15 protein-coding genes are annotated in these 16,264 nt (G+C 69.3%); 12 read left to right on the top strand and 3 right to left on the bottom strand.

Annotation, left to right across the window (positions count from 1 at the left end; all coding sequences use genetic code 11):
• The first annotated feature begins 21 nt into the window (after window positions 1–21).
• From KAH28_RS02935 to KAH28_RS02915, 5 genes are all read left to right on the top strand, one after another.
• Entirely contained in the window at window positions 22–1,386 is a 1,365-nt protein-coding gene (locus tag KAH28_RS02935; protein WP_290574313.1) for a hypothetical protein, read from the top strand.
• A 222-nt stretch (window positions 1,387–1,608) separates the two neighbouring features.
• Complete coding sequence (locus tag KAH28_RS02930) at window positions 1,609–2,769, top strand: hypothetical protein (protein WP_290574312.1); 1,161 nt, start codon at window positions 1,609–1,611, stop codon at window positions 2,767–2,769.
• Window positions 2,770–2,838: 69 nt separating this feature from the next.
• The gene (locus KAH28_RS02925) at window positions 2,839–3,753 is read left to right on the top strand and encodes an oxygenase MpaB family protein (RefSeq protein ID WP_290574311.1); all 915 of its coding nucleotides are present in this window, start codon (window positions 2,839–2,841) and stop codon (window positions 3,751–3,753) included.
• Window positions 3,754–3,974: 221 nt separating this feature from the next.
• The gene (locus KAH28_RS02920) at window positions 3,975–5,927 is read left to right on the top strand and encodes a heme lyase CcmF/NrfE family subunit (protein ID WP_290574310.1); all 1,953 of its coding nucleotides are present in this window, start codon (window positions 3,975–3,977) and stop codon (window positions 5,925–5,927) included.
• Between the two features lie 311 nt (window positions 5,928–6,238).
• Window positions 6,239–7,249: a hypothetical protein gene (locus KAH28_RS02915; protein ID WP_290574309.1), complete on the top strand. Its 1,011-nt coding sequence runs from the start codon at window positions 6,239–6,241 to the stop codon at window positions 7,247–7,249.
• Window positions 7,250–7,329: 80 nt separating this feature from the next.
• On the opposite strand, the gene KAH28_RS02910 is transcribed toward KAH28_RS02915, so the two are convergent.
• Window positions 7,330–8,286 (bottom strand): hypothetical protein, encoded by a 957-nt coding sequence (locus tag KAH28_RS02910; RefSeq protein WP_290574308.1) that lies wholly within the window; start codon window positions 8,284–8,286, stop codon window positions 7,330–7,332.
• Window positions 8,287–8,551: 265 nt separating this feature from the next.
• Between KAH28_RS02910 and KAH28_RS02905 the strand changes: the two genes are divergently transcribed.
• The 3 genes from KAH28_RS02905 (at window position 8,552) to KAH28_RS02895 (ending at window position 10,397) form a co-directional block, all read left to right on the top strand.
• On the top strand, window positions 8,552–9,346 hold the full coding sequence (locus tag KAH28_RS02905; RefSeq protein WP_290574307.1) for a thymidylate synthase: 795 nt from the start codon (window positions 8,552–8,554) through the stop codon (window positions 9,344–9,346).
• Window positions 9,347–9,384: 38 nt separating this feature from the next.
• The gene (locus tag KAH28_RS02900; protein WP_290574306.1) at window positions 9,385–9,936 is read left to right on the top strand and encodes a L,D-transpeptidase; all 552 of its coding nucleotides are present in this window, start codon (window positions 9,385–9,387) and stop codon (window positions 9,934–9,936) included.
• 143 nt (window positions 9,937–10,079) lie between these two features.
• Window positions 10,080–10,397, top strand: coding sequence for an Lpp/OprI family alanine-zipper lipoprotein (locus KAH28_RS02895; protein WP_290574305.1), 318 nt, complete (start codon window positions 10,080–10,082; stop codon window positions 10,395–10,397).
• 43 nt (window positions 10,398–10,440) lie between these two features.
• On the opposite strand, the gene KAH28_RS02890 is transcribed toward KAH28_RS02895, so the two are convergent.
• Complete coding sequence (locus tag KAH28_RS02890) at window positions 10,441–11,394, bottom strand: L,D-transpeptidase family protein (RefSeq protein WP_290574304.1); 954 nt, start codon at window positions 11,392–11,394, stop codon at window positions 10,441–10,443.
• Between the two features lie 204 nt (window positions 11,395–11,598).
• On the opposite strand from KAH28_RS02890, the gene KAH28_RS02885 reads away from it, so the two are divergent.
• The 4 genes from KAH28_RS02885 to KAH28_RS02870 all read left to right on the top strand — a co-directional run bounded on the left by KAH28_RS02885 (window position 11,599) and on the right by KAH28_RS02870 (window position 15,168).
• Entirely contained in the window at window positions 11,599–12,999 is a 1,401-nt protein-coding gene (locus KAH28_RS02885; protein WP_290574303.1) for a hypothetical protein, read from the top strand.
• A 69-nt stretch (window positions 13,000–13,068) separates the two neighbouring features.
• Window positions 13,069–13,551 carry a dihydrofolate reductase gene (locus tag KAH28_RS02880; protein ID WP_290574302.1) on the top strand — a complete coding sequence of 161 codons (483 nt, stop codon included), beginning with the start codon at window positions 13,069–13,071 and terminating at the stop codon, window positions 13,549–13,551.
• Complete coding sequence (locus KAH28_RS02875) at window positions 13,548–14,828, top strand: BamA/TamA family outer membrane protein (RefSeq protein WP_290574301.1); 1,281 nt, start codon at window positions 13,548–13,550, stop codon at window positions 14,826–14,828. The genes KAH28_RS02880 and KAH28_RS02875 overlap by 4 nt, the downstream gene beginning before the upstream one ends.
• Before the next feature lie 79 nt (window positions 14,829–14,907).
• The gene (locus KAH28_RS02870) at window positions 14,908–15,168 is read left to right on the top strand and encodes an acyl-CoA-binding protein (protein WP_290574300.1); all 261 of its coding nucleotides are present in this window, start codon (window positions 14,908–14,910) and stop codon (window positions 15,166–15,168) included.
• Between the two features lie 253 nt (window positions 15,169–15,421).
• Here the strand turns inward: KAH28_RS02870 and KAH28_RS02865 are convergent, their stop codons facing one another.
• On the bottom strand, window positions 15,422–16,210 hold the full coding sequence (locus tag KAH28_RS02865; RefSeq protein ID WP_290574299.1) for an ATP-binding protein: 789 nt from the start codon (window positions 16,208–16,210) through the stop codon (window positions 15,422–15,424).
• Between the last annotated feature and the right edge of the window lie 54 nt (window positions 16,211–16,264).

Here is a 16,264-nt window from a genome sequence, read left to right as displayed (position 1 = left end):
GTAACTTACGGGGAGTAAACCATGAAGATTCGGGGCAATGCGGGGTGGGGGAGTGTTTTCACGGGTATCGTCGCGCTGGGACTGCTGAGCGCGTGCGGCGGGGGAAGCGGTGGCAGCGGGGGCGGCGTCATCGATCCGTCAGACAGCAACAGCGTCGCCGATGAGCTCCGGGTGAAGCTGGGCGATGTCGACGCCAGCCAGGTGTCCGGAGATCCGCCGCAGCAGGACCCGCAAGCCGCAGGCAACCCCGTTGTCGACGTGTCCGATGGGCAGGACACGGCGGTGACGCCGGGGGAAAGCAAGGACATCAGCGTCGACACCAGCACCAGTGGCGATTCGCTGCTCTCCGTCCTGTACGCGAAGGTTGCCGGCGCCGACAGCTACTTCGAGGCACAGGCCGCGCAGACCCAGTCGCTGCGGACCAAGCAGGACGGGACCACGGTCGTCACCTTCGACATTCCGCAGAACCTGGGATCGGGTGAGTTCTGCGTCGAGCTGTCCATCGGCGATTCCGAGTCGCGGGTCTCCAACGTCGAGGCATTCTGCTTCACCAGCACGCCGGAAGACGGCAGCGCCGCGGCCACACTGGACGGGCTTCAGGGCAGGTGGGCCCGCTGCGTCGATGGGCGCAGCGAGCTTGTGATTATCGATGGCGATGTCGCCGATTTCTCGGAAACCAGCTATGCCAATGCCAACTGCACCGGCGAAGTGGTCGGCACCTTCAGCGACACGCTGCGTCTCACGGTCGGCCCGCAGCTGACCACCGACAGCGGCTTGACGGCCAACGAGCTTGATGTCGAGATCATCGATTCGCCCGATCCGGACGACATCGGGCTGGTCGAGTACGACATCATCCGGGTGGCGGGCGACCAGTTCTTCGCGGGCGAGGGGGAGGCCAGCTCGCCGGAGAATCGGCCCACAGCGCTGGATCTGGACAGCCCCTATGTCCGTTCGGAAGAGGTTGCTCCGCCCGACCCGGTCGACGAATTCAGCCCGGCTGCGGTGCGCAGCCGTCTGCAGGGCGCCTGGGAGCTGTGCGTCGACGACCGGTTCCTGGAACGCGCGACCTTCGATGGCAATGTCCTCTTCTTCGAGGAGACCGAGTACACCGGAAGCGGTTGCTCGGGGGACATCGTTCGCGTCACCAACGACACCCTCTCCTATGAGATCGGCCCCAGCTTCGAGGACGAGGACGGGGATCTGATCAACCCCTTCGATGCGGAGATCACGTCCGCCGATAACCCGCAGGATGTCGGGCTGCAATTCTTCGGCATCGTGCGGGTCTCCGCGGGGCCGGACGAGCTGCAACTCAATGTCGGCGATGAGGGCGGCTCGCCCGGCGCACGGCCGAGCGGCTTTCCGGGGCCGCCCTACCTGAGGCCGTAGAGCCACGGGACGACGTCCGCCGGGTGTGCGACGGCGGCGCTGCATGGCGCTGCCGCCGCACGCATCCGCGGCCCCGCTCGATACGGGCGGGGCCGGTGCCGAAGCGCGTGGCGGACGCGGCAGCGGTGTCTTCGGCCGTTGGCGCAGCGGTTTCGACGCGCCTGTCGCCGCGTCGGCGAGGCGCGTAGTCTGATGGGCATAACAACGCATGAGGAGACCGCCATGCACCCGTTTCCACGTTGCGGCAGTGCCATGCTCGCAATGTTCGTCGCGCTGTCACTGGTCGCCTGCTCCGACGGCGACTCCGCCGGTGACGACTCGGGCGGCGCCAGCGCACCGGCCACCGCCACCATTCCGGTCACGCGCGAGGGCTGCAATGCCTTCGGCAATCCGCCGCGCGAGCTGCTGGCGCTCAACGACAGTCTCTTCAACCCGACCTGTCTCCCGAACGGCGAGCGCATGGCGCGCCACACCGATGCCGAAGGCACGGTCCGCGATGCCTGCCTCTACGAGCCGGATCACGCCTCCACGGACAATCCGCTGCCCCTCGTGGTGTGGATCCATCCGTCCGCGGTCGGTACCGATATCTCGCTGGCGGCCTCCAACGTGCGCGCAGGGCTCGAGACCGCGGACCTCAGCGGCGACCCGGATCGACCGGGCTTCATCATGGTGGCGCCGTACGGCCGCGTGACCAGCCGCTACTACCCCTTCCCCGACAACAACTTCGTGCCCGGCTGGGACAACTGGTACCGCCAGCTCGCGCCGGACGGCGGCGCACGCACGGTCAACGGCGAGTCGATGCCGCAGAACGTGGACGCCGCAACCATCGATCACTACCTCGACGCCGTACTGGCCAGCGGCAAGGTCGACACCGACCGCATCTATCTGATGGGCTGGTCGAACGGCTCGGCCATGGGGCTGCTCTATGCGCTCAACCGTCCGGAGATCGCGGCCGCCGCGATCTATTCGTCACCGAGCCCCTTCGAGGCCTTCAACGATCCCTGCACCCAGACGCCGGTGCGGCGTCCTCCCGCCGACGACACCGAGGTGCAGGTCTTCAACCCCGATCTGCCGGTGCTCCACGTGCACAACGACTGCGACATCGGCGGCATCTGCCCCAACGGTGTCCTGCTGGAGCAGACTCTGGACACGCAGGGCATCGGCGGCTTCGACAGCATCCTGCTGAACACGGCCGTGAACGAGACCGAGGGTTGCCTGGACATCTGCGGCACCGACCCCACGGCGGCATACGAGGGCACCGTCGATCTCGCGGCCACGCTGGGCAACCTGCCGGGATACTCGCTGGGGGTGGCGAATCACCTGCGCTGGCCGGTGGGCTACACCGGAACCATGTTCGACTTCCTGCGCGACCACCCGAACTGAGGCGTCCGCGCCCGCGCGGCGGGGCGGTGGTATCCTCTGTTTTGACATATGTCATAAAGAGGAATGGGCATGGCCCACGCCGAGAGTGCCAACGACCGGACGCCGGCATCGACGCAGGCGCCGGCCGATCGCCGCGTCGATTTCACCCGGCCGGAGGGCGAGGCGGCGCTGATCGCTCCCGATTCGGTGAGCTGGCGGGTATTCAAGAACCCCATCGCCACCTACATCGGGGGCATCACCGCCGTGATCCTCGAGCTGGCCGAACCGCGCGTGTGCGCGGGCGTCTGGGATCACACCACCTTCCGCACCGAGCCCCTCAAGCGCCTGCGCCGCACCGGCCTGGCCGCCATGGTCACGGTGTACGGGCCGCGCAGCACGGCCGAGCGCATGATCGCCGGCGTGCGGCGCATGCACGGACGCGTGGAGGGTGTGGCCGCCGACGGGCGCGCCTACAACGCCAACGACACCGAGCTGCTCGACTGGGTCCAGGCCACCGCCAGCTACGGTTTCGTCGAGGCCTACGCGGCCCATGTGCGCGCCCTGTCCGATGCTGACCGGGACGCCTTCTACGCGGAGAGCGCGGTTCCGGCCGGGCTCTACGGCGCGACCGGCGCCCCCAAGTCGCTCGCCGGCATGCGCGAGCAGTTCGCTGCCATGCGCCCGTCGCTGAAGCCCACCGGCATCATCTTCGAGTTCCTGGAGTTGATGCAGCGGACCCCGATCCTGCCCGGACCCATGCGCCCGCTGCAGCGCGTCCTTACGCGCGCCGCCGTCGACCTCCTCCCGGAGTGGGCGTTCTCCGATCTGGGCATCGGCCCGGAATGGCGCATCGGGCGGTTCGAGCGCGGTATCGCCACCGCCATGGGGAAGGCGGCCGACCGCCTGATCGCGCGGGGCAGCCCGGCGGTGCAGGCGTGCCGTCGTGTCGGCCTTCCGGACGATCACCTCTACCGCCCCGGATTCGCGCTCCGGCTGCCCGGCTAGCGGCGTCACGGTCCGCCGCGGGCGATCGCCACGTCGGCCCGACGCGGCTGCAGTGCCTCCGCGCTGCAGACCGTTGCCACCATCGCGTGCGCCGTGTCACGAACGGGCTCGGCGCCGCCCCGCACCGCGTATCATGACGAGGGCAGGATTCGGGGGTATTCCGTGCGGGGATCTCGCAGCGTGCAGGGTGAAGGGACGCAACCGCGGCAGGGCATGGCGGAATGATCGCGACTGCGGGCGACATGGCGCTGGCGGCAGCGCTCATGGTCAGCGTGCTCATGGTGGTGCTCGCCGGGCGCTCGGCGCTGCGCCCCGACGAGACGCTGGTCTTCAGCGCCCTGCGCGGCGCCGTGATCTCGCAGTCCCTGCTGGCGCTGCTGGCCTACATCTGCCTCACGCGCCTGTTCCTGGTCGACGATTTCAGCGTGATCTACGTCGCCGGCAACAGTCATCGCGAACTGCCGGTGATCTACAAGATGACCGCGGTCTGGGGCGGCCACGAGGGCAGCATGCTGCTGTGGCTGTTGATGCTGTCGGGCTGGACCGTTGCCGTGAGCCTGCTGAGCCGCAATCTTCCGCCGCGGACGACGGCGCTCGTGCTCGGCACCCTGGGCTTCGTGGCATCGGGCTTCTTCGCCTTCACGCTCTGGACGTCGAACCCCTTCGATCTCCACTTCCCGGTTCCGGCGAACGGCAGCGATCTCAATCCGCTGCTGCAGGACCCGGGCATGATCATCCACCCGCCGCTGCTCTACATGGGCTACGTCGGCTTCGCGGTGGCCTTTGCCTTCGCGGTAGCCGCGCTCATCGAGGGGCGGCTCGACAGCCAGTGGGCACGCTGGACGCGGCCGTGGACCACATCGGCGTGGGCCTTTCTCACCGCCGGCATCGCGCTGGGCTCGTGGTGGGCCTACCACGAGCTCGGCTGGGGCGGCTGGTGGTTCTGGGACCCGGTCGAGAACGCTTCCTTCATGCCGTGGCTGGTCGGTACCGCCCTGGTCCATTCGCTGGCCGTCACCGACAAGCGCGGCGTGCTCAAGTCGTGGACCGCGCTGCTGGCGATCGTCGCCTTCGCGCTGTCGCTGCTGGGGACCTTCCTGGTGCGGTCCGGCATCCTGATCTCGGTCCACGCCTTCGCGAGCGACCCCGAGCGCGGTGTCTTCGTGCTCGCCTTCCTGTCGCTGGTGGCGGGCGGCGCGCTGGCGCTGTTCGCATGGCGGGCCCGCATGCTGGGCGCCGAGGCGCGCATGGCCACCTTCTCGCGGGAAAGCGCGCTGCTGCTCAACAACGTGTTCCTGACCGTGCTCGCGGCCGTGGTCTTCATCGGCACGCTCTATCCGCTGGTGGTGGACAGTTTCGGGATGGGCAAGATCTCGGTGGGGCCGCCCTATTTCGAAGCGCTGTTCGCGCCGCTCGGTCTGCCGCTGGTGCTGCTGGTCGGCTTTGCCGGGGTGGTGGGGTGGAAGCGCGCACATCCCGCGGAAGCGCTCCGCAGCATGGCGCTGCCGGCAGCCATCGCGCTGGTCGCGGGCATCGCGCTCTGGCTCGGGCTCTATTCGGCGCGCAGCGCCATGGCGCTGATCGGCATCGTGCTCGGGTCGTGGGCCATCGTCGCGTCGCTGCGCGACCTGCTGCTGCGCGTGCGCGGCGGACGGACGGTGGGCAGCATCCCGTCGTCGCTGTGGGGCATGACACTGGCACACCTCGGACTGGGCATCTTCGTGCTCGGCGTGACCGTGGTGTCGACCTTCGACGTCGAGCGCGATGTCCGGCTCGCGCCGGGGGAAGCCGCCGAAGTGGCCGGATACCGCTTCGTCTTCGAGGGCACGCGTCCGGTGCGCGGTCCCAACTACGACGCCGATCAGGGACACGTGATCGTCAGCCGCAATGGCAGGCACCTCGCCGACCTGCGTCCGGAGAAGCGGCTCTACCGCGTGCAGCGCGATGTCATGACCCAGGCGGCGGTGCAGCACAATCCGCTGCGCGACCTCTACGTGTCGCTCGGCGAGCCCACCACTGCGGGCGACGGCGCCTGGTCGCTGCGCATCCAGTACAAGCCCATGATGCGACTGGTGTGGATCGGCCCCGCGCTGATGGTGCTGGGTGGTCTGCTCGCTGCCAGCGACCGGCGTTACCGGCAGCGCGCGCGGGACGGGGTGGAGGGCACGGCTTGAGGCACACGGCTTGCGTATCGGGCTGCGCGTCCGGGCAGTCCCGTTGTCTCCCTTCTCCCCTTCGGGGAGACGGACCGGGGTTGAGGGGGCGCACGCAGCGCGCGACGCTTCGTGCAACGGGCCGACCGGCGCCGGCTCCCCCTCACCCAACGCTCCCCCCCCCCGGAGTGCGGGGGACAGGGCCGTGCGGGAGGCGTGCCACGTGTACTGTTTGTGCGTGCATGACCGATGCACCGACATGATCCGGTCAGGCCGTCCGCGACGCGTCGCCGACCATTCGTTCCGCTCCCGTCTCAACTGAGGGCATCGACATGACCACTTTCCTCATCGCGCTCGGCATCGGGCTCTTCGCCGCGATCCCGGTCGCCTTCGTGCTGCTTCGCCAGCGACCGGGCCTGCGCGTACCGGTCGTCGCCCTGGTGGCCGTGGTGGCGGTGGTCGGGGCGTGGAGCTGGTGGCAGTACGGCACCAGCGACAACGCCGCCTCGGCGGATCGTCTTGCGCAGCATGCCGAGAATCCCGGCGCGGGCATGAATGACCTTGCCGCCAGCTACGAGGCGCGTCTGGCCGAGGCGGGGGACGATGTCACCGTCGACCAGCTCGTGCTGCTCGGCCGTACCCACGAGGCCGCGCGCGATTACGGCAAGGCCGCCGAGGCCTATGCGCGGGCCAACGCGAAGACCGACTACGGCCATGCAGACCTGCTGGTGGCCGAGGCCGAGGCGCGGCTGAACGCGCCGCACGCCGGCGGCAGCGGCGTCGAGACCGCCAGCGAGCGCCTCGAACAGGCGCTTGCCGCCGAGCCCCAGCATCCCGGTGCCAACTACTACACCGGTGCCATGGCCGTACAGGCGGGTGAGTTCGAGCGCGCCATTCCGCATTTCGAGATCGTGCTGGCCTCGGGGATCCTCGAGCCCGATGCCGCGGAACTGCTGCGTCAGCGCATCGTCGAGTGGGGCGGCAGCCCGCCGGAAGCCGGCAGCCAGCCGGTGGCCGATGACGGCGCGCTGGTGATCACCGTCGATGCCGGTGCCGAGGCCCGCGACATCTCGGGGCTGCTCTTCGTCTTCGTGCGTCGCCCGGACGGTCCGCCCATGCCGATTGCAGCGAAGCGCATGGTGAATCCGACCTTCCCGGTCGAGGTGCGCCTGACCGATGACGACCGGCTGATGGGCGGCGAGTCGCTGCGCAGCTACCAGCGCCTCACCGTCGGCGCGCGCCTGTCGACCAGCGGTCAGCCCGGTGGCAATGCGGGTGATCCCTACGCCGAGGGCGAAATCCTGCCGGCCAGCGAGCCGGTGGCGGCGCTGCGGTTGCGCTAGTACGCCGCCCAAATGAAAGCGCCGCCCGGGGGCGGCGCTTTCGCATCTGCCGGCGGTCGGCCGGGCCGACCCGTGCAGCGCTACTCCGTGACCTCGTAGGTGGCGAGGTTCTCGGCCTCGATGCCGCTGCCTTGCACGAAGTTCGAGCGCGAGATGGTGTCGACGATCTGGCCGTTCGCGGAGATCGTCACGGTGAAGTTCGTCGCCGGGCTACCGGCGAAGTAATCGACACTCACTGTGTAGAGACCCAGCGGCGGGTTGGTTGCCCAGAAGATGTTCTCGACGGCTTCGGGACCGGGGTCACCATCCGGGTCAATGCCGTTGATGTCGTCGTTGTCGAGTTCACCACCGCTCTCCGAGCTGTCCGCACCAAAGAATATCTCGTTGCCGTTGGGCTCTATGACACGCAGATCGAGGTCGGCGTTGGTATCCCAGGTCAGCGAGAACTGCAGGTCGCCGGTTCCGAGGCGCGCAATGGTGATGGACGCGGTTCCGGGCTGGGAAACCTGCCCATCCTCGTTCTCGACCGAGAACTGGAGCTCGAAGGTGCCCTCGAGGATATCCGGCGGCAGATTGATCTCGAGATTGGCACCGTCACCCGGATCGAGCTTCAGACCGGTCGATGAGTCGAAGCGCGTGCCGGCCTGCTCGGCCATGATGCTCTGCGTTTCGCTGCCGCTGACGTCGATATCCAGATAGCTGTCCGATCCGGTCACCTTGGCGAAGATGCGCGCGATCGCCGAGCTGGAACTGAAGTTCAGTGGGAGCTGGGCAGCCGACCCGTTCGACGCGGTCTGGGTCGTTCGTGTAGTGGCAACCGTGGGCGGGTTCTCCGCTTCCGGCGTCGCGTCGGGCAGGTTGCCTTCCACGAGATTGCCGGTGGCGTTGCCGACCTTGGCGCCGATCGCCTGCATGACGGAATTCGGGTTGTCCGGATCGGGCGCGCCGCCGCCGCCACCGCCGCCGCCACCACCACCGCCGCAGGCGTGCAGCATGAAGATGCCGAGAGTCAGGCCGAGGATACGAAAAGTGTTCATGGAAACGCCCCCAAGATGGTGCTGATCGCCGCGATGGCGGTGCGAAGCAGACTAGCAACTAACCCCCGGACGCGGAAGCGCCGGATGTGACGCGTACCGCATTTGCGTTACAACTCCCTCTATCTGGGGGTATTCGCGGCGCCGACGGGCGCTCCTGGTGGTGCCAGGGCGGTCGGCTGGACGGAGGCGCTATCATGGCGGCCGTCGTTCACGCCGCCGACTAGCGCGTGACCGGCGTCCGTCCGCCGCCCGTCCGACCGACCCGATGACGCCCTATCTCGACCTGATGCGCCGTGCCCTGGACGAGGGCACCGACAAGGCGGATCGCACCGGTACCGGCACGCGCTCCGTGTTCGGTCACCAGATGCGCTTCGACCTGGCGGCGGGATTCCCGCTGCTCACCACCAAGAAGCTGCACCTCAAGAGCATCATCTACGAGCTGCTCTGGTTCCTGCGCGGTGATACCAATGCCCGCTTCCTGCAGGACAACGGCGTGCGCATCTGGAACGAATGGGCGGGTCCCGACGGCGAGCTCGGCCCGGTCTACGGAGCGCAGTGGCGCAGCTGGCCGACACCGGACGGCGGCCACATCGACCAGATGGCGGAAGTCCTGCGCCAGCTGCGCGAGACACCCGATTCACGCCGCATCATCGTCTCGGCCTGGAACGTGGCGGCGCTGCCCGAGATGGCGCTGCCGCCGTGCCACCTGCTGTTCCAGTTCTACGTTGCCGACGGTCGCCTGTCCTGCCAGCTCTACCAGCGCAGCGCCGACATCTTCCTGGGCGTGCCCTTCAACATCGCGAGCTACGCGCTGCTGACCATGATGGTGGCGCAGGTCAGCGATCTGGCGCCGGGCGATTTCGTCTGGACCGGCGGCGACTGCCACCTCTACCACAACCATCTGGAGCAGGCGCGCACCCAGCTCGACCGCGATCCGCGGCCGCTGCCCGTCATGCACCTGAACGCCGGGGTTCGCGACCTCTTCGCCTTCGGCTACGACGATTTCCGGCTGGAGGGGTACGACCCGCACCCCCATATTCCGGCGGCGGTGGCGGTCTGACCGGAACCCGGATCCGCTTCCGCTCCCGCGGTGACGCCGTGCCCCGCTGCATCGCCGCGATCGCGCTGGCGATTGGTCTCGCCCTGCCGTCCCACCTCCGCGGCGCGGAGCCGGTGCGGGTGGTGGTCGATACCTCGGCACAGGTGCTCCACGTCCTGCGCGGCGCGGAGCGTCTGCGGACCTTCGACGACATCGCCATCGGGCGCAACGGCACGACCGCAGACAAGCGTGCCGGCGACGGGCGGACGCCGATCGGGCAGTACCGGGTACTGGCGATTCGCGAGTCGACCCGCTTCCACCGCTTCGTCTGGCTGAGCTACCCGACGGCCGTTGAGGCGCGGCGCGCGCATGCCCGCGGCGACCTGCCGGTCGCGGCGCGACGGGCCATCGAGCATGCCGATGACGGCGGCAGGCCGCCGCCGCAGGACACCGCGCTGGGCGGATACATCGGCATCCACGGTGTCGGAGCGGGTGATCCGGCCGTGCACGAGGACTTCAACTGGACCGAGGGCTGCGTCGCGCTCACCGACGCCCAGATCGATGCCCTGCTGCGTCACATCACGGTCGGGACCGCGGTCGAGATCCGCTGAAGGGGACTGATCCACGTCAATGCAACGGCACCCGGCGCGGGGCACGCTGGACCCGGTGGTGACCGCGCGGCCGCGTTCACCGTGCTTTCAGCGCATGCGGTGCACGCTGCCGCGTGTTGTCCATAGACAGGGAGAAGTTCGTCATGCAACGCGTTCTACCGCTTTTCGCCGTTACCTCCGTCCTGCTCGTGGCCGGCTGTGCCAGCACCGGTGATCTCGACGCCCTCCGCGAAGAGGTGCGTCAGGCGCAGTCGACGGCCGACAGCGCGGCGTCCAGGGCCGATACCGCGCAGCAGACGGCCGAAGCCGCCCGAGCCAAGGCCGACAGCGCGGAGCAGACCGCCGACCGCGCGATGAGCACGGCCGAGCAGGCCAACGCCACCGCCGACAAGGCGATGAAGAAGTCGGAGGACACCGACGCCAAGATCGACCGCATGTTCAAGAAGTCGATGTACAAGTAGTGGCGATCGGCGCGGCCGCTCGACCGGGCGGCCGCGCCGTCGACTACGCGCCGGCGCTGTCGGTCCGGGATATTTGGACCGGATAGCCGGCCCGTCGGCGCACCGCGTCGCGCAGGGCACGGCCGCTGATGCGGATGTCACGTCCTGCCACCGCGGCTTCGACCGCGTCGAGCGCCCGCTCCATGAGCACGGCATCCGGTGTCGGCGCGTCGCCCAGCGGCGGATGCACTTCCAGATAGAGTTCCCCCGACCACCAGCCCGCCTTCAGCGGCTGGTCGACGATCTGCACCGGCGTTCCGACCGCCACCGAGCCGAACAGGCGCGCGATGTGCTCCGGGTAGAGTCGGACGCAGCCGTGCGTCACCTGCATGCCCACGCCCCAGGGCTTGTTGGTTCCGTGCAGCAGGTAGCCGGGAATGCCGAGACGCAGCGCGTGACGCCCGAGCGGGTTGTCCGGACCCGGCGGCACGTAGGCGGGCAGCGATTCGCCGCGCGCCGCCGCTTCCTCGCGGATCGATGCCGGCGGGTGCCAGGCGGGGTCCTCCTGCTTGCGGATGATCTCGGTGGTTCCCAGCGGCGTCTTCCAGTCCATGCGACCGACGCTGACCGGATAGGTCTCGACCATTGCCGGCTGCCCGTCCTGTGCAGGCACGAAGTGGTAGAGCCGGAACTCCGGGAGGTTGAGCACGACCCCGCGGCGCTCCGCGGCGGGCAGGATGTAGCGCGACGGCAGCAGGATCGGCGCGCTCTCGGCGGGCAGCCAGCGGTCGACATCGGGATTGGCGAGGACGATCTCGGTCTGGCCGAGATCGTGGCGGCGGGCGACGTCGAGCAGGGTCTCCTCGGCGCTGGCCGGAACCGTCTCGATGGCGCCGACGAGATCGTCGCCGTCCGGCGGCATGACGTAGCGCGTCTCCGCCGCGGCGGGCTGGGCGTGCGCGCACAGCCACGCGCAGAGGGCGATGCCAGTGGTGATGGGCGATAGCGCTTGTCGCATGCAGGGACCGGCAGGAGGAACGTTCGGCACGAGACCCGATTGGAGCAGAATCGGGCGCTTCCTGCGCGTGTCGGCACTCGACCTACGAGTGCTGTCCCTCAGTCGGACAGCACCGGTCGTCCGATACCGGCAGCGCGGGGGATGCGTACCGCGTAGGGTGCGAATTCGGGAGGAGGGCAAAGGATCACACAAAGGAGTGAGACCATGCCCCTGACATCTCCCATACGTTATCTCGCCCCGTTCGTCCTGCTGCTTTCCGCCTGCGGCGGCGGCGGTGGCGGAGGTTCGGCATCGCCGCCCGACGGCGGCGGCACGCCCGATCCGGCCGACGAGACCCCGGTTCAGATTCTCAGCCGCATCAACTGCAACGCCGCGGCCGAAGGCCCGGTGGCGGGTCCGCTCGATCAGGCGCAGGCCGCGCTCGTCGCCCAGACCGCGGAGAATCTGGGCAGCAACGCCCAGATCGGCGCGTCCGGCGAGGCCTTCGTCGTTGCGGTGTCGCGGCTGCTCGACCTCGTCGATGCGCTCGCCGCCAGCGGCAGCACGCTCGCCGCCGAGCAGGATCCGGAGGCGGCCGCGGCGGATCTGGCCGGTGCCAGCGACGCCGTGCAGTGCGCGCTGGTGGCGCTCGCCGATGCCGCGCAGGCCAGTCCGCTGGCGCAGGTTCCCGGCGTCGACGTGCTGCTCGAGCAGCTCGCCGACCTGGCACTGAGCTTCGACCCGCAGGATCCGGGCTTCGTCGGCACCGAAGGGCTCGAGGCGCTCACCGCCCAGCTCGCCGGGCTCGGGACGACCCTGTCGGACATGATCGCGACGGCCGCGGCCAATCCGCAGTACGGCGTTCCGGAGGAACTACAGGCGCTGGTCATGGTGCCCGCCGTACTGCTCGACGACATCGCAGCCGCGCTGATCTCGGTTGGCCAGCTCGACGGTCAGGCCTCCGCCGACAACCTGTCCGCGGCCATTACCGGTGTCCTGGGCGGCATCGCGTCGCTGGCGCCCGGAGACGCTGCGGTCGCGCCGCTGGCACAGGCCGAGGCCGCCATCAGCGAGGGCCTCGCGCAGCTGCTGGTGCCGCTGTTCGACGCCATATCGGGCCAGTTCGCGGCGGGCGGCATGCCGGCATCGAGCTTCTCCGACTTCATCGCCGGCGGCTTCACCGGCGCCGACACCGGCTTCCTGCAGGGCATCATCGCGGGCGGGGCAGCCAGCCCCGACGGCGCGGATCGCCCGTCGCTCGAGACCCTGCTGTCCGGCATTCCGGTGCTCGGCGACGTGCTCGCCCAGGTGCTGGGCGGCGGCGGTTTCGATACCGGCGGGCTCGAGGGCGCGCCGCTGATCGCCGAGCTGCTGGCGGGTGGCGAGGGCGGCCTGCCGAGCCTGCTGGAGGCGCTGCAGCTCGCCGCCGCGCAGCTGGAGGGCGCCGCCGGCTCCGGCGATGTGGCCTTCCCCACGGACGCCGCCGGATTGGCGACGCTGCTCGAGAGCCTGGCCGGCGACAACGCGCTGGCAACCGCGCTGGAGCAGCTCTTCGCGGCCCTCACGGGCGGTGGCGGCGGTCTCGCGGCGCTGCTCGCACCGCTCCTCGGCATTCTCGGCGCCTGACACGACTGCAAGCGTGGTTCTCCCGTTGGCGGTGCCCCTCGGGGCGCCGCCGTCTTTTACACTGGGTCCATGGAAATCACACTCGTGCTGGCCATGGATGAAGGCGGGCTCATCGGCGCGAACGGTGGTCTCCCCTGGCGACTTCCGGCCGACCTGAAGCACTTCCGCGGACTGACGATGGGGCGCACCATCGTCATGGGCCGAACCACCTGGGATTCGATCGGGCGACCGCTCGACGGGCGCGACAACTGGGTGCTGAGCCGCGATCCGGCCTTCGCTCCCGACGGTGCGCGGGTGTTCGACAACTTCGATGCCTTGCGCGCGGCAGCGCCGGACACGGGCCTCGCCGTCATCGGCGGCGCGCGCGTCTACGAGCAGTTCCTCCCGCACGCCACACGGATCGAGCTGACGCGCGTGCATGCGCGGCTCGACGGCGATACCCGCTTCCCCGACCCGGAGCTGGCCGACTGGCAGGCGGTGACCATGGCGCCGCATCAGCCGGACGAGCGCCACCGCCATCCCTATACCTTCATGAGTCTGGTGCGCCGGTGATCCGGCGCCTGCCCTGCTGGCTGCTGCTGTTCGGGCTGGGCTGGCCGCCGGCGGGCGCGACAGCGGCATGCGACGGGGACGGCGAACCGGTCCGCATCGAGCGCATCGCGTTCGAGGGCAACGAGGTCACGCAGCGCATCACCTTCCTGCGCGAGCTCGAGTTCGGCGAGGGGGACCTGGTGTGCCCGCGGGACATCGAACTGGCGCGCCAGGCCATCCTCGACCTGCGGCTGTTCCGCTCCGTGACCAGCGACGTTGCCACGCTGCCCTCCGGCAGCATCGTCGTGACCTACACCGTGCGCGAGCGCTGGTACCTGCTTCCCATCCCGCGGGTCGACGCCAGCAGCGATGCCGACTTCGGCTACGGCGTCAGCCTGTTCTGGAACAACATCGGCGGACTCAATCACCGCCTCAGCGTCAGCGGTGTGCGGCGCGAGCTGGAGGAGCGCACGCTCGACAACGAGACCATCATCGACGCGCGCTACGACTGGCGCCGCTTCCTGGGCAGCCGCAACAACCTGAGCCTGACCGCCCGAAACAGCAACGAGGCCGCGGTCGCCGGCGAGCGCCGCTACGAGGATCTCTCGACATCGCTCGGCATCGGATTGTCACGCCAGCTCACCCGCCGTCAGACCGGGCAGGGGTGGTCGCTGAGCACCTCGCTCTACTGGCAGCACGGTCGCAACGAGGGCGTCGAGGCACCACCCGACGAGGGCGTGCTCACACTGGCCAGCGTCGGCCTGGGCTATCGCGACGTGCACTCGTCGGTCTACAGCGAGCGCGGCATCTCCGCCAGCGTGGCGGTCAGCGCCCAGGTGCCCGGCGTATCGGACTACAACCAGTCGGCGCTGAGCGGGCGCATCGCGCGCTATCTGCCGGTCGGAGAGCGTGCGCATCAGAGTGTGCACCTCCACGCACAGGGCGCTACCTATCACGGCGGTCCGCAGGGGCGGCGCAGCGACGCCTACGAACTGGGAGGGGCCGGCAATCTGCGTGGCTACGAGGACGAGTTCGCCGAGGGCGACACCTACTGGTATGCAGCCGCCGAGTATCTGCGCCCGCTGTACTGGGACTGGCTGCGCGGTCTCGTGGTACTCGAGGCCGGTCAGGTGCATCGTGCCAACTTTCCGGAGCGCGAGAAGGACCTCATGCTGAGCCTCGGCGTCGGCCTCCGCATGCGCCTCACCTGGTTCGTCGACGCCGAGGTCGAGATCGGGGTGGCCTATCCGCTGCTCGACGGAGACGGCGCGCGCGGCTTCTTCGGCGGCAGCAGCTAGCGCGGATGCGTCCGCCTCACCCGCCGGTGCGTCCCCGTGGTACAACTGCGAGCTTCTCAATCATACGGACCCAGCCTTCATGAGCGATACGAAGACCGCCTTCGAGCAGGCCCAGAAAGACGTCAAGACGCTGACCGAGCGTCCGAGCAACGATGACCTGCTGACGCTGTACGCGCACTTCAAGCAGGGCACCGATGGCGACGTTTCCGGCAAGCGCCCCGGCATGCTGGACATGGTCGGCCGCGCCAAGTACGACGCCTGGGCCGGCCTCAAGGGCATGAGTTCCGAGGACGCCATGCAGAAGTACATCGCCAAGGTGAACGAGCTGCTCGGACGCTGACCCGCATCGCAACTCTCCCCGGCAGTCGCGGCTCTGCTGGGTGATAGGGGACAGTATACTTATTTCCGGCGTTACGCACCCGATCACTTCTCCGCATCGCGGAAATAAGTATACTGTCCCCTTTTCCGGGTGGGGTGGCGCCTCCTTTCCGGAGCGGCTTGAGCGTCGCCCGATGAGCGCGTCATCGTTCGCGACGCCGTCCCGATTCCCGGGAGGTCGCGCGCCGTCTGCGTCCGGCGGCGGACGCCCCCTCCTAACCGGCAGTGGCCTGGCGCCCGACCCAGTCGCGCGCGAACTGGGCGGCGACGCGGCCCGAGCGCGAGGCGCGCTGCAGCGCCCAGCGAAGCGCGGCGGCTTCGGCGTCGGCGCTCATGGCGCTCCCCAGCGCTTCCAGGTGGTGGCCGACCAGCTCCAGGTAGCGCCGCTGGTCGAAGGGCGGGAAGGACAGCCACAGCCCGAAGCGCTCCGACAGCGAGATCTTCTCCTCGACCGTCTCGCCGGGATGCAGCTCGCCGTCCTCCCAGTGATACTCCGCGTTCTCGGACTGGAACTCGGGCATCAGGTGCCGGCGGTTGGAGGTGGCGACGATCAGCACGTTGTCGGGCGGCGCCTCGATGCCGCCGTCCAGCGCCGTCTTGAGCGCGGTCAGCGCGCGGTCGCCCGGCGTTACCGAGAAGTCGTCGACGTAGATCAGGAAGCGCTGGGGCCTGCCACGCAGCGGCGTCACGATGTCCGGCAGTTCCACGAGGTCGTGCGGCGACACCGCCACCAGCCGCAGGCCCTGCTCGCCGAATGCGGGCAGCAGCGCCTTCACCAGCGAGGACTTGCCGGTGCCGCGGGCGCCGGTGAGCAGGGCGTGATTGGCCGGACGGCCCTCGACGAACTGGCGCGTGTTCTGCGTCAGCGCGGCCTTCTGGCGGTCGATGCCCAGCAGGCCGTCCAGCTGCACGTCGTGGACGTCGGTGACCGGCTCGAGTCGCCCACCGCGCCAGCGGTAGGCAGGAGTGTCGGGCATGGCCTGCGGGGCGCTGTCTTCAAGCATCGGGCGGCTTCGCGGATGGTGAGCCCACGATTATCGCGCGCTGCCGGGCGATGC

This window comes from Algiphilus sp., assembly GCF_023145115.1.
GTDB lineage: Bacteria > Pseudomonadota > Gammaproteobacteria > Nevskiales > Nevskiaceae > Algiphilus.
This window is presented reverse-complemented; position numbering and strand designations above follow the sequence as displayed.